Source organism: Parendozoicomonas sp. 2304DJ65-17 (genome assembly GCF_058148445.1).
Genome location: NZ_JBYVJV010000001.1, coordinates 364,847 through 378,104, shown reverse-complemented (window position 1 = coordinate 378,104; position 13,258 = coordinate 364,847). Strand labels below are relative to the sequence as shown.

The window sequence follows — 13,258 nt, the reverse complement described above, 5'->3', positions numbered from 1 at the left end:
TTTACACATGGGGAACTGCGCTCAGCAGTTCTCTGGTGTAGTTATGGCGAGGCTCTGTAAGCACATCTTCCGTAGCTCCGGTTTCCACAATCTTTCCGTCTTTCATTACTGCAACCCTATGGGCCAGCTGAGGAATGATGGAAAGATCGTGAGTAATAAACAGGTAAGAAACTCCCAGATCCCGCTGTAGTTCCTGCAGCAGATTCAGAACCTCCGCCCGTGTAGAAACATCCAGTGCGCTGGTGGGTTCATCACAGATAATCATTTCTGGATTAACAGCCAAAGCGCGGGCAATGGCAATCCGCTGGCGCTGACCGCCAGAAAACTCGTGGGGGTAACGGAAACGATGATCCGGTTCCAGCTTTACTCGCTCAAGTAACTCGATAACCCGCTCGGTTCTCTGCTCTGAAGACAAACCCAGATTCAGGCTGATCATGCCTTCTTCAATAATCCGCTGAACAGTCATACGGGGATTCATTGAAGAATAAGGGTCCTGAAAAATAACCTGTATTTTACGGCGCAAAGGCAGCATGGCCGTACGAGACATTTGGCTGATGGTATTGCCATCAAAGGTTATGGAACCGTCGGTGACTTTTTCCAGGTTAAGAATGGCGCGGCCGGTGGTAGTTTTTCCACAGCCGGATTCTCCCACCAGAGCCAGGGTTTCCCCTTTGCCAATAGTCAGGCTGATATCGTCAACAGCTTTGGTCCAGGAATGAATGCGCTGGAGAATGCCTTTACGCTGGGGAAAGTGAACTTTAAGACCATCAACCTTTAACAGAGGGTTGGGTTCAGCGGCATCACGGAAATGATCCTGGTCCGGCAGACTGTTGATTAAACGGCGGCTGTACTCTTCCTGTGGATTACGGAAGAAATCTTCGCAGGCATCTTCTTCAATAATCTCACCCTTGTACATCACTCCAACCCGTTGGGCGGTTTCCCGAACAACACCCATATCGTGGGTTATCAGCAAAACTGCCAGTTTACGGGAACGAGCCAGACTGCGAATAAGATCCAGCACCTGCTTCTGAATAGTGACATCCAGAGCTGTTGTCGGCTCATCGGCAATTAAGACATCCGGTTCACAGGCCAGAGCCATGGCGATCATTATGCGTTGCTGCTGGCCGCCGGAAAGCTGGTGAGGATACCAGTCTATTCGTGTTTCTGGATGTGGAAGGCCAACTTCTTCCAGCAATTCGATAATACGCTTTCTGCGACCTTTGGCATCCAGCTGAGAATGAAGCTTCAATGTTTCTTCAATCTGTGCGCCAACCTTTTGTACCGGGTTCAGGGAAGTTAAAGCTTCCTGAAAAATCATGGCAACATGGTTGCCTCGAACGGCGGTCATCTCCTGCTCGGTGGCATGAAACAAATCATTGCCATCGAAATTAACTTCTCCACTGGTGATTTTCAGTGCATCAGGTAACAGGCGCATCATTGCCAAAGAGGTAACAGATTTGCCGCTGCCGGATTCCCCAACCAGCGCAAACACTTCACCGGGGTGGAGGTCGAACGAAACATTCTTCAGTACCGGAGCCTGAGAGTGGTTGTTAACGCAAACACTCAGGTTGCGGACAGACAGAACTGATGTTTTATCCTGACTCATTATCAGCGCTCCTGTCTGTTTTTAGGGTTAAAGGCATCGTTCACCAAGTCTGAGAACAGGTTGGCCGACAGCACCAGAGTAAACATAAAGAAGAATGCGCCAATCAGATTCCACCAAACTACTGGCTCTTGGGAAAGCTCCGAACGGGCCAGGTTAATCATGTTGCCCCAGCTGGGCATGGCAGAATCCACACCAACACCGATGTATGAAAGCACCGCTTCTGCCAGTACCAGACCGCTGAAATCCAGCACAAAGGTAATCAGAATAATGTGCATAACGTTGGGCAAAATATGGCGGCGGATAATGCGCAGGTGACTGACTCCAAAAGCATGGGCAGCCTGAACATAAGGCAGCTGACTGATTTTCAGGGTTTCTGCGCGCAATAAGCGACAAAGCCCTGCCCAGCTGGTGATACCGAGAATAAAGCAGAGGCCAAGGAATCGGGCATCAGCCTTTTCCAAACCGACTTCAAAGAAGTCCGGGTTAAGATCGATAAACACCTGAAACTGCAGAATGGCTGCTGCAATAAGAAGAATGCCGGGAATGGAGCTGAGGGTGGTGTAAATATACTGAACTACATCATCCACCCAACCTTTAAAGTAACCGGAGCAGATACCCAGAGTGATGGCGATTGGCATCATAATCAGGGTTGCCAGTGTGCCGATTAACACACCCGTTCGAATCCCTTTTATAGAATCATAGAGCGTATCGTTACCAGCTCTATCTGTTCCCAAGACGTGATAAAGATTACCAACATGCAGCATCCATCCAAGCAGCGCACATACGATAAGTATTGTGATCATCGCTGTACTCCACGGAAGATCACTATCTCGGGTAAATGCCTTCAATAGCGCACATAGAAACAGCCCAACAATTAAACCCTTACCAATACCAATCAGGCTTTGTAGCAGGATGTCATTCACATGATCGGCTTTGTCATCCAGATGACTGCCAGCATGCTCCAGGTCAGGATAACCACGGTAAGGCTGACCGCTGTCATCGGTCATATTTTCTTTGGTAAAAGACTTCAGGGAGAAAGGTGAGGAGTAAGAGCGTTCTTTCAGTTCGCCCATTTCCCCCAATAACGAATCAAGGGCACTGTTCACGGTATTGGAATAGTAAACAGTCTCAATATCCTGACCTTCGGTATGAGGCAGTGCCTTGCGGAAGTGCAGGGAATCAATCAGCGCCAGCGCAATGTACGACAAAATGATAATAAAGGTGATCATACCCAGTTTTGAGCTGAACACCTGACGCCACTGGGCTCGGGATTCCGGGTTCTTACGCAGGGTAAACAGAAATGCTGACAGGCTGATAACCAGCAGCCATATCAGAACATCGGTCCAGAGAATAACGGGTTTTATCATATCCATTAGTTCAACCTCACCCTTGGATCAGCCAGGGTGTAGGAAATATCCGTAAGAATCAGGCCGATGATATAAAGAACGGAACCCACAAAAACCATGGTGCGGACAATAGCGAAATCCTGGGCGCGAATCGCATCAAGCATGTAACTACCAAGCCCGGGAATACCAAAGAAGGCCTCCATCAACAGACTTCCCATAAACAGGGCGGGGATAACAACCACAACACCGGTAAGAATTGGCAACATAGCGTTGGGCAAAACGTGCTTGAACAAAACACCCAGTTCACTCACACCTTTTGCCCGTGCAGTGCGGGCAAAGTCCTGATCGGCAGCTTCCAGAAACAGCGTGCGATACCAGCGCGCCCCCAAACCAACACCAGCAACAACACCAATAACTACCGGCAGTATCAGGAACTTCCAGGCCATCCATCCCGGTTCAAATCCGGAAATAGGAACAAGTCGCCATACTGTGGAAACCAGATACTGGCCACCGATGATGTAGAACAGCCCGGAGATTGACATCAGGGAAACAAACAAAGCCACGGCCGCTTTATCCAATCGTGTTCCCCGGAACATCACCACAAGAAGTGCGACACAGATATTCACCCAGATACCAATAATAAAACTGGGAACCGCCAAGGCGAGACTTGGGCCCATACGGGTCAGAACATCGCTGGTGATATCACGGCCATCATCGGCAGGGCCAAAATTAAAGGTGAACAGACGAAGAGATTTCTGGAAGAAAATGGTATCGGTCACCATCTCTGTACCCGAAGCATCCTCATTAAACATCAGTGGTCGGTTATAACCTTTCTCTGTAACCCAGTTATCTATCGCTTCCTGAGTCACATACTTTTCTCCGAGATGAGCCCGGGCAACATCAGCCGGGCTGTTCACCACAAAGAACAGGAAAAAGGTGATCAGGTTAACCCCAATCAAAATAGGAATGGCGTAGAACAGCCGGCGGATAATATAGGCAAACATATCAGTTGCTCCTCCCTGACTGTTCAATAGCCGGGCTGACTCTTAACGTCTGACGGCGGCGGTAGGCTCTGACTGCTGGCCAGATAAGTAACAGCAACACTGCAAACGTTGCCAACAGAGGCCAGATCACAGGAGTGTTCCACTCCCGCTGTTTTTCCAGACGCTTCTCTTTATCCAGCTTCAGGTACTTGAGAGTATCCCGGGCAATACCATGACGCTTGGTGTTAGTGACCCAACTGTTATTCAGGTAATACTCTTTTACGTGATAGCCGCCCATCCATGGATTATCCCGGCGAACGATCTCAACCATTTTGGCAAGAATGGCTTCACGCTCGGGAGAGTTCTCCATGGTTTTCATCTGATCGAATAAACGATCATATTCAGGGTTTTGATAATTCGCAGTATTAGAACCATCACACTGACAGCTTTCGCTGGTCTGGGAGCTGGTCAGCAGGAACAGGAAGTTTTCCGGGTCGGGATAATCGGCCAGCCAACCCCAGCCGAATAGCTGAGTATTGCCTGCACGCATCTTTTGTTTGAAGCGAATGTAATCGCTGGTGCGGTATTCCAGCTGAACACCAATCTTTTCAAACTGTCGACGACGCCAGTCAGTTATTGGACCAGCGGAACCACCCGTGGTATCCAGATAAATAATTAAAGGTTTGCCGGTTTTCTTATCACGACCGTTGGGATAACCCGCTTCGGCAAGAAGGCGCTTGGCAACCTCAACAGACTTACGTTCTGGTTTGCCATTTACCCAGTCGTAAAGGTAAGAGTTTATGCCAGCCTCTCCTGCAACATAACCGGGAATACCAGGAGGAATTGGCCCCATGGCGGCTTCACCACGGCCATTGGCAAAGATTTCCAGAAACTCTTCGGTGTTCATAATCAGGCTGATGGCACGACGCAGCTTACGCTTATCTTCTGTGTAACCACCGACTACAGGATCTTTCATATTGAAGCCGTAGTAGTAAATGGATGGTTTCACCTCTGTGCTGACAGTAATGCCCTTGTCCTGCATCTCCTGACTGAGTTCCAGCCCGTCACCGGAAACGACAAAAGCGCGGTCAAAGTTACTGGAACTGATGTTGTGGGTATCGTCTCCAGAGCGGTCATACCAGCCCTGCATAAACTTGGACCATTGCGGCAGACTTTCTTTTTCCAGTCGGAAAGTTGCCCGGTCGATAAAGGGCATAGGTTTTCCAGCATCTTTTAAGTTGCCGTTGGTCAGGTCTTCCGGTTCACCTTCTGAAGGGAATGGATCAAAGCGATAGTTGGGGTTTTTCTCAAGAGTGATGCCGCTGTTTGGATCATTGCGGGTCATCATGAAGGCACCGGTACCGATGGGGAACCAGTCCAGTGTCAGGTTACGATCAGCAAAGCCGGGGTTGTGATAAAAACGATCCGCTTCCCAGGGAACCGGGGAGAAAAAGTGCATCGCCATCCAGTAGGGAAACTGGGGATATAAACCTTTAATGCGAATTGTCAGAGTGTAATCATCAACAGCACTAACACCGTCCAGTGATGTTTCCCGTAAATCCAGCCACTGATCACGGGGCAACTCCATAACCTTCTCGCCAAACTCACTCATGCCAACAATGTAATTAGAGAGGAAGCCCAGCAGTGGTGATTTGTTCTTCGGGTCGGAAAGGCGTTTGATCTGATAAACAAAATCATCAGCAACCATTTCCCGGGTTCCGTTTTCTGGAAAGTCGTACAGTGTTGGATATTGCAGGGATTGTTCTGGAGAGTTGAACAGATAAAGCGCATTGCCCCATTCATCGTTGGCCAGTGCCGGGTGAGGCTGATATTTCACCCCTTGCTTAAGGCGAATGGTGTACAGACTGTAAGCCAGCTCGTCGCTGTCCATTGTTACGGGTTGCTGGTCTTTATCCAGATACGTCACTTCCGGCATAGCTTCCGCGAGAGACGGTTCCAATACATAAGGGCGTTTCAGGAAGTGGTAACGAAACGGAGCTTCGTAAATCTGGTCAATAAAAACAGTTTCTTCTGCACTGTAGGAGCGAGCAGGATCAAGGTGCTGAAGGCGGGAGGAATAACTGCCGTAATACACCGTTTCACCGGGTGTTTCCGGTGGATTGGGATCGTTCCACGGTTCGGAACAAGCTCCCAGAATCAGCAGGGATGTCAGCAGCAGTGTTTTGCTTAGAAATCGTCTTGTCCCGAAGCGGGGCATGGCGTTGTCCGTTTGTTACCCAACAAATACTGAAAACGGTCATTGTAAGTAATGACCGGCCTCAATAGTTAATTTCTCATGTTTTTGGCTATGGGTATAGCTCTGGAAGATGTTGGTGCTCCTGACAGTGCTGTTATGCATCCTGAACTCTGACCACCCAATAATAGGAGCGGGTAAATAAGGGAAGGAATCCCTGGAGGAAATCCTTCATAAAGGAACCTCTAATGTTTACCCGCTGTCACCGGGGCTGGCGGTAATAACTGACAGTACCCGGTGTGACAGTTTTTCTCTTTTAGCACACCACAGAAAAAAAACTGGCCATTTGTGCAAATCACTCAGGCTTCTTGTAGTACGAATTCTCTGAATTGATTTATGTCAACACGCGGAAGCTATTCTGACGTTATCAACGCCGTATAAAAGATTAAATAACAATGCGGACGTCTTTATGGAACAACTCTCGGCTCTTGATAACCTGTTCCTGAATATGGAAACAGGAACAACTCCCATGCATATCGGGAGCCTTGGCATTTATGATACATCGACAGTGGAAGCTGGTTGTCTGACGTTTAAAACAGTGCTTCGTAATCTGGAAGCACGGCTTCATAAAGCGCCCATGCTCCGGTATCGTCATGTCCCTGTAGCTCTAGGTATCGATTACCCTTACTGGATTGCTGATCCTGACTTCGATATAGAATTTCATGTGCGCCACATTGCTTTGCCCAAACCTGGGGACTGGCGTCAGCTCTGCATTCAATTTGCCCGACTTCATGCCCGCCCACTGGATATGACCCGTTCCCCCTGGGAAATGTATGTGATTGAGGGAGTTGACAATGTTGAAGGTGTTCCCGAAGGCAGTGTGGCATTGGTTATAAAGGCGCACCATGCACTTGTTGACGGAGCCAGTGCCGTTCAACTCATGGCTGCTCTTCACGATTTAACTCCGGTCAATTGCAAACAACAGCTTCCTGCATCATGGATCGTTGATCGTGTACCTAACCAGGTTGAACTAGTGAGTCGAGCCGGGGTAAACGGCTTACGGCGTGTTGCTAAACGAGGGCGAGTTATAACCCGATACGCGAAACCATTGCTTGGCAGTCTGTTAAAGAGAGCAACATCTGTCAGTACCTGCACCCTGATGAACGCGCCGCGCACACGTTTCAACGAAAAGGTGTCACCTCACCGTGTTTTTGAAGCTGTGAGCTTTGACTTGATGGCTGTTAAAGCAGTGAAGAACAGTCTGCCGGAAGTGACCGTAAATGATGTGATGATGGCAGTGGTTGCTGGTGCTCTCAGGCATTATCTTACCCGTAAAGGTGAGCTGCCGGATGAGTCCTTAACCGCGATGGTTCCGGTTAATATTGACCCAACCCGGAATGGGAAGAAGGGAGCCAGCCAGGGGAATTATCTGTCGTTTATGTTCCCCAAAATATATACCAGTGAGGCAGACTCGCTGAAAAGGTTGCAGGCCATTAACAGAGATAACGTAGCAGCCAAACGCAGTCGGGAAAATCTGGGCGGGCAGGAAATGATAGATACCGCCAGCCTGATGCCAGCCACGGTAACCAATCTGCTTATGCGTGGAGCAGTGAAATATAACCTGGCAGGGCGAATGAAGCCGCTGTTCAACACAATGATTACCAATGTGCCTGGGCCCCAGTTTCCGGTTTATCACGTAGGGGCGAAGTTGCAGCAGTTTTTTGGAGCCGGGTTGAGTTATGACACAGCAGGATTGTTTCATGTGATTTTCAGCTACAACCGAATGATCACTGTCAGTATTACCTGCTGTAGAAAAATGATGCCTGATCCTGAGTTTTATGCGGATTGCTTACGGAAATCCTGGCAGGAGCTGCAGGCAGCAGTCCCCCAAATGGATGTGCCGGTGCGTGCTGCGCCGGAGCCCAGAGCAGATGTTATTGCCCTGAGCAAGCAAGAACTCGAAACAGCCTGAATAAAGACAAGAGGAACAATGTATGTACGATAAAATCTGGCTGGCCGGCTTAGGTGCCTACGCTCGTTACGAAAAGCTGGGTAAAGAAGGTCATAAACTCTTTGAAGAACTGGTTTCTGATGGCGAAGAAGTGAAAGATCGCGCTACGGACCAGGTCGAGGATATTAAAGAAAAAGCACAAGCCAAAATTGATGAAGTTGTTGGCAAGCTGAAAGACTTCGTTGGTTCTCAGAAAGAAGAGTCCAAAGATGTAAGTGATCTGTGCAACCAGATCGAAGAACTGACCAAGGCAGTGAAAGACCTGTCTGCAGCAGAAAAGCCTGCCCGCGCTCCTCGTAAGAAGCCAGCGGCTAAACCTGCGGCCAAAAAGGAAGAGCCAAAGAAAGAAGTTGCAAAGCCTGTAGAAAAGCCAGCAGCATAAAACCTGCTGGTTCGTTCCAAGCCCTCAGTGAGTTATGAACTTTCTGGGGGCTTGTTAGTTTCACTGACAAGCCAGTCCCCTCCTATTGGTCGTTTCCTGCCTCATACCTATACTCCTGACCTTATTGAAATTAAGGCAGGAATGATTTGAATGAAATATCACCATCTGGGAATTCCAACAACTGAGAAAAAGCCGGGAGAGCGCCATATCCCTCATTTAAAAATGTATGTGAGCGGATATGAAGAGAGCCCGTTTAATATCGAATGGATGCGTTTTGAAGAAGGTAATGAACTTCCTGAGCTGGTAAAAACTGTTCCCCATGTTGCTTTTGAGGTTGATGATCTGGACGCGGCGATTGAAGGGAAGAATGTCATCATTGAACCCAACAGCCCTTCAGAAGGGCTGCGGGTTGCGTTCATTGAAGATAACGGAGCGCCGGTAGAGTTTCTGGAATACACCAATACAGAAGAATAAGTCTCATATTCTTCTGTTCAGAGGTTACCACTTGGCATATTGCTCTTCGGTAAATCCAAAAATATTGTGAATATCGATCTCTTCGCCATCAGTTGTTTTCAGTGTACCGGTAAAGCTTCCGAACATCTGGCTGAAGTTACTGGCCATAATCAGGAAGTTATTTCTTTCTTTATGAGCACCTGCAGGATCAAAAACAAGATCGATCATTCCGTCCGATGATGTGATTTTCCATTGACGGTTCAGGTCAAATGGGTCGTATTCAAACGCTACACCAGAGACTCGGTGGAGTTTGCCATCCAGCCAGAAACCATTTTCATTAAAGCTGGTCTCATTGGTGCTGCAGGCACCGTTTAAACCCAGACGCCTGCCATCGGGAAGAATCCCGGAAAGACAAATCCAGTTCCAGAAACAGCGACGCTTTAGGTAGCCTGCTGACCAGTCCATAGTTGCTGTTGCGCCAATCTCTTTAAGATCAAACTCTCCGGCTTTGCAGGACACTTTACCGGTACAGGGTACACCTGCCATTTTCTGGGTGTAAGCAAAACCGTTGAGGTCTACGCGGGTTCCCAGGCGGATAGGTTCGAAGGTTTCCTGTCCATAGTTCATGTCGATGGTTGTTCCATCTTTCAGGCGAACGGTCAGTTTTCGCTGATCTCCATTACATTCCATCTCTACGGAATTTTTGCCCTGACGGAAGAACCAGTGGCCTTTGTCCGGTGTTTGCGTAACTTCAGAGAAACCGCCAAAAGCAGGGGCTTTGAACTGGTAACTGTCGAGAGAGCCGGTTGCCGGGTGATAGATATAAACAAAAGAGGTAACGGCTATACGCACATCAATAATGGCTGCGCAGACAATAAGGTCGGGGCTGATAGCGGAAATAAACTGAAACTGGTTAAAGCCAAACCAGCGTTTGAAAGGCCCGGCCTCTTTGCCCATCGCGGTACGCAGGCGAAAATCACGATAATTAATATCGTCCACGGGGTGTTCAAAAAGCCCCTGGCGAATCCGGCCGTTTTTCTCAACCAGTTGAAACTCTGTCTCTGCCATCGTTGTTGTTCTTAGTTATGCAAAAAAGATTATGAAAAATATGTCGGCTTGAGTTTTTTTTCCAGTCTCAAGTTTATTTTTTTATTTAAATCCCCTGCTGACTGAAAAATGCCACAAAATCTTGCAGTTATGACCGGAAACTGTGCAGTTAGGCACATTGACCTTAATCCGACTGATACATGAAAATAACTGCAACTGGTCGTTAATGGTAAAGGCGCCTTTTATTTATGGCGCAACTTTTGCCTTCTTAAGACCGGCGGAAGTGTTATTAAGGTGTTGCGCTCCCGCAGAATAAAAATCACAGGGTTGGGAATATGGAACAGCTATCGCCGCTGGATACTGCGTTTCTTAATTTAGAAACCGGCAACACACCAATGCATGTTGGCTCTCTGGGTATATATGACCAGTCAACTGTCGATGGGGAAGTACTCGGTTTTAAAGAAATTATTAAGTTTTTTGAAGGACGGCTGCACAAGGTTCCTTCGCTCCGTTATCGAATGGTTGAAGTACCGATGGGGCTGGATTATCCCTACTGGATTGCAGACCCTGAGTTCGATATTGAGTTTCACCTTCGCCATATTGCCCTTCCTCAGCCCGGCGACTGGCGTCAGCTTTGTATCCAGGTTGCTCGTATTCATTCACGACCTCTGGATATGGGCCGTCCACCCTGGGAAATTTATGTTATTGAAGGCCTGGATAATATTGAAGGCTTACCCAAAGGTTGCTTCGGTGTAGTCACCAAGGTGCATCATTCTCTGGTTGATGGCGTTTTTGGGGCGCAGCTCCTTACCGCGCTTCATGACCTCGGCCCTAAGGCATCACCAATCAAAGCTGATAAACCTTGGATCGTGGACCGTATCCCTACAGGTGTAGAGCTGTTAAGCCGTGCGGCATTTAACGGTGTTCGGAATATTGCCAAAAAAGGAAAGGCTCTTACCCAGCATGTTCTTCCCGGTAGTATTGATATGGCCAAGAACATGATCAAGGGAACAGCTGATTCTGATAGCGGCAATATGCTGTTTAAGGCTCCCAAAACCCGTTTTAACGATCAGATCAGTGCCCACCGGGTTTTTGAAGCCGTTGATTTTGATTTGAAAGATATCAAGGCACTGAAAGATGCCAAAGAAGGTATCAGCCTGAATGATGTGATGGTGGCTCTTGTTTCCGGTGCTCTGCGCCGTTACCTGAAAACCAAAGGTGAGCTGCCGGAAGAATCACTCACAGCTATGCTGCCAATTTCTGTACGTCCTGAAGAGAAAAACAATGTTCAGGGTAACCAGATATCGTTCATGTTCCCCAAGATTTACAGTGATATTGCTGATCCTATTGAACGTCTGGATGCAATTAAGGCTGCAACCCAGAAAGGTAAGAGTGCTAATGACAAGAAGGGTGGCAACCTGATGCTGGATGCAGCGCAGCTTCTGCCGACTACTGTAACCAACATGGCACTTCGTGCAGCGCTGAAATACAACCTGACCAGTTATCTGAAGCCGCTGTTTAATACTGTAATTACTAATGTGCCTGGACCTCAGCTGCCTCTGTATTTTGCTGGTGCCAAGATGGTGAACTTCTATGGTACGGGTATCAGTTACGACACGATGGGACTGTTCCATATTCTGTTCAGTTACAACGGCAAGATCTCTGTGAGCGTGACATGCTGTCGCAGCATGATGCCAGATCCGGCATTTTATGCTGACTGCCTGCGTTACTCGCTCCGGGAACTGCAGAAGGCTTTGCTGCCAAAAGATGAGAAGAAAGCTCCGGTCGCAAAAGCAGTAGCCAAGCCTGCTGTTAAAAAGACTGTTGCTGCGGAACCTGCTGCCAAGAAAACAACACGACGTACGACTCGCAAAATTACGGCTGATGTTGCAGAGAAAAAAGTCACTGAGCAAAAGGTTGCTGAGAAGAAACCTGTTGAGAAAAAGCCGGCCGCTAAAGCAGCAGCAAAACCAGCTGCTAAAAAGGTTGCCCGGAAAACAACAGCTAAAAAGCCAGTAACTAAAAAAGCTGAAGAGAAAGCAACTGCTGAAACAGCCTGATAGGCTTAAAATAAAAAAGGCTCCGTAATGGAGCCTTTTTTATTCATTAAAGAAAACAGGAATTCTTACGCGCTTTTAATAAACTCGTATTCACCTTCCATTTGCAGTTCAATGCTTTTACCAACAAATTCTGCGGCCATTTTGCCAATCAAAGGCAGGCTGCTGGTGACTTCTATATTAACGTTGTTTACACAACCTTCATCAGTTGGGGTAATAACCATTTCACCCTGAATCTTTACTGGCAGGCCATCAAGGTCAACACGCAGCTGGCAGTGGCGGCTACCGTCATCCTGAAGGGTCCAGGTTTCTCTCTGGCGAACTTTATTCCATTCCCCGGCAAACTTGCGCAGTGCAGAAGGAACTTCCTGGCCAACAGGAACTTCACGGCGGGAATCAATACTCACTGTTGAGCCGGATTCATCCTTGCTCTTCAAACGGTATTTACGAGCACCAAGGCTGTCATGCTTTGCAACAACACGTTCTTCAACGGAGAAAAAACTGTATACGTCGTCTACATCAATGGTGTATGGGTGATTTGCGGTTACTTTTCTCATTATTTATCTCCGTACCTAGCCTTGTCATTATTGTCATAAATATTGGTCTTTTTCATCCTATTTGATAAAGGGGAGGAGTGCATTGATTCAAACAGCTCTGTAATAGGTGAAATTATGCCAAGTGAATTGAAATTTTCTGCTTAAATGACAGGTGTTTAGGACACTTTGAATATGTTTACTCTGCTTGACGTTTTTTATAATTTCTGTGCAACTTAAGTGAACCGCAGGAAGGGAGTTAGGTCATGTACGAGAAAATCTGGCTGGCTGGTCTTGGTGCTTATGCACGGTACGAAAAGTTTGGTACTGAAGGTCGTAAGCTGTTTGATGAGCTGGTAGAAGATGGTGAAGATGTTCGCGATCGTGCCAGTGACAAAGTTGAAGACCTGAAGCAAAAAGCTCAGGACAAGATCAACGAAACTATCGACCGTTTGAAAGAAGTTCTGCGTATCAAAGAAGGCGAAGAAGAGAGCAAGGATGATGTTAAAGAGCTCTCCAAGCAGATCGAAGAACTCAGCAAGGCTGTAAAAGCACTGACTGCTGCTGAGAAGAAGCCAGCAACCCGTGCGGTTGCCAAAAAAGCTTCTTAATCCCTATTTAGGAAACAGCCCGCTTTGGCGGGCTG

11 protein-coding genes are annotated in these 13,258 nt (G+C 47.7%); 5 read left to right on the top strand and 6 right to left on the bottom strand.

What is annotated here, in order from left to right; genetic code table 11:
• Position 1: 1 nt before the first annotated feature.
• From ACY2RR_RS01725 to ACY2RR_RS01710, 4 genes are read right to left on the bottom strand one after another with little or no spacing between them, the layout of a single operon-like run.
• Complete coding sequence (locus tag ACY2RR_RS01725; RefSeq protein WP_490106406.1) at positions 2-1,606, bottom strand: ABC transporter ATP-binding protein; 1,605 nt, start codon at positions 1,604-1,606, stop codon at positions 2-4.
• A gap of 2 nt (positions 1,607-1,608) precedes the next feature.
• Positions 1,609-2,979: an ABC transporter permease gene (locus ACY2RR_RS01720; protein WP_490106405.1), complete on the bottom strand. Its 1,371-nt coding sequence runs from the start codon at positions 2,977-2,979 to the stop codon at positions 1,609-1,611.
• On the bottom strand, positions 2,979-3,956 hold the full coding sequence (locus tag ACY2RR_RS01715; protein ID WP_490106404.1) for an ABC transporter permease: 978 nt from the start codon (positions 3,954-3,956) through the stop codon (positions 2,979-2,981). Before ACY2RR_RS01715 ends, ACY2RR_RS01720 begins: the two co-directional genes overlap by 1 nt.
• 1 nt (position 3,957) lies before the next feature.
• Positions 3,958-6,153, bottom strand: coding sequence for an ABC transporter substrate-binding protein (locus ACY2RR_RS01710; RefSeq protein ID WP_490106403.1), 2,196 nt, complete (start codon positions 6,151-6,153; stop codon positions 3,958-3,960).
• Between the two features lie 445 nt (positions 6,154-6,598).
• On the opposite strand from ACY2RR_RS01710, the gene ACY2RR_RS01705 reads away from it, so the two are divergent.
• From ACY2RR_RS01705 to ACY2RR_RS01695, 3 genes are all read left to right on the top strand, one after another.
• Complete coding sequence (locus ACY2RR_RS01705; protein ID WP_490106402.1) at positions 6,599-8,101, top strand: WS/DGAT/MGAT family O-acyltransferase; 1,503 nt, start codon at positions 6,599-6,601, stop codon at positions 8,099-8,101.
• A gap of 22 nt (positions 8,102-8,123) precedes the next feature.
• Positions 8,124-8,522, top strand: a complete 399-nt coding sequence (locus tag ACY2RR_RS01700) for a phasin family protein (protein ID WP_490106401.1) — start codon at positions 8,124-8,126, stop codon at positions 8,520-8,522.
• A gap of 150 nt (positions 8,523-8,672) precedes the next feature.
• Entirely contained in the window at positions 8,673-8,996 is a 324-nt protein-coding gene (locus ACY2RR_RS01695; protein ID WP_490106400.1) for a VOC family protein, read from the top strand.
• A gap of 24 nt (positions 8,997-9,020) precedes the next feature.
• On the opposite strand, the gene ACY2RR_RS01690 is transcribed toward ACY2RR_RS01695, so the two are convergent.
• The gene (locus ACY2RR_RS01690; protein WP_490106399.1) at positions 9,021-10,043 is read right to left on the bottom strand and encodes a DUF2804 domain-containing protein; all 1,023 of its coding nucleotides are present in this window, start codon (positions 10,041-10,043) and stop codon (positions 9,021-9,023) included.
• Between the two features lie 314 nt (positions 10,044-10,357).
• On the opposite strand from ACY2RR_RS01690, the gene ACY2RR_RS01685 reads away from it, so the two are divergent.
• Positions 10,358-12,082 carry a wax ester/triacylglycerol synthase family O-acyltransferase gene (locus ACY2RR_RS01685; protein WP_490106398.1) on the top strand — a complete coding sequence of 575 codons (1,725 nt, stop codon included), beginning with the start codon at positions 10,358-10,360 and terminating at the stop codon, positions 12,080-12,082.
• A 65-nt stretch (positions 12,083-12,147) separates the two neighbouring features.
• Here ACY2RR_RS01685 and ACY2RR_RS01680 read toward each other — a convergent pair whose 3' ends face one another.
• A complete protein-coding gene (locus tag ACY2RR_RS01680; protein WP_490106397.1) occupies positions 12,148-12,636 on the bottom strand; it encodes a DUF2505 domain-containing protein in 489 nt (162 codons plus the stop codon).
• A 242-nt stretch (positions 12,637-12,878) separates the two neighbouring features.
• Here ACY2RR_RS01680 and ACY2RR_RS01675 point away from each other — a divergent pair, with 242 nt between their 5' ends.
• Complete coding sequence (locus tag ACY2RR_RS01675) at positions 12,879-13,223, top strand: phasin family protein (RefSeq protein ID WP_490106396.1); 345 nt, start codon at positions 12,879-12,881, stop codon at positions 13,221-13,223.
• The last annotated feature ends 35 nt before the right edge of the window (positions 13,224-13,258 follow it).

Coding starts and splice junctions, on each gene's coding strand:
- ACY2RR_RS01680 (WP_490106397.1), bottom strand. CDS start 12,636: ATGAGAAAAGTAACCGCAAATCACCCATACACCATTGATGTAGACGAC.
- ACY2RR_RS01690 (WP_490106399.1), bottom strand. CDS start 10,043: ATGGCAGAGACAGAGTTTCAACTGGTTGAGAAAAACGGCCGGATTCGC.
- ACY2RR_RS01720 (WP_490106405.1), bottom strand. CDS start 2,979: ATGGATATGATAAAACCCGTTATTCTCTGGACCGATGTTCTGATATGG.
- ACY2RR_RS01725 (WP_490106406.1), bottom strand. CDS start 1,606: ATGAGTCAGGATAAAACATCAGTTCTGTCTGTCCGCAACCTGAGTGTT.
- ACY2RR_RS01675 (WP_490106396.1), top strand. CDS start 12,879: ATGTACGAGAAAATCTGGCTGGCTGGTCTTGGTGCTTATGCACGGTAC.
- ACY2RR_RS01715 (WP_490106404.1), bottom strand. CDS start 3,956: ATGTTTGCCTATATTATCCGCCGGCTGTTCTACGCCATTCCTATTTTG.
- ACY2RR_RS01700 (WP_490106401.1), top strand. CDS start 8,124: ATGTACGATAAAATCTGGCTGGCCGGCTTAGGTGCCTACGCTCGTTAC.
- ACY2RR_RS01695 (WP_490106400.1), top strand. CDS start 8,673: ATGAAATATCACCATCTGGGAATTCCAACAACTGAGAAAAAGCCGGGA.
- ACY2RR_RS01705 (WP_490106402.1), top strand. CDS start 6,599: ATGGAACAACTCTCGGCTCTTGATAACCTGTTCCTGAATATGGAAACA.
- ACY2RR_RS01685 (WP_490106398.1), top strand. CDS start 10,358: ATGGAACAGCTATCGCCGCTGGATACTGCGTTTCTTAATTTAGAAACC.
- ACY2RR_RS01710 (WP_490106403.1), bottom strand. CDS start 6,153: ATGCCCCGCTTCGGGACAAGACGATTTCTAAGCAAAACACTGCTGCTG.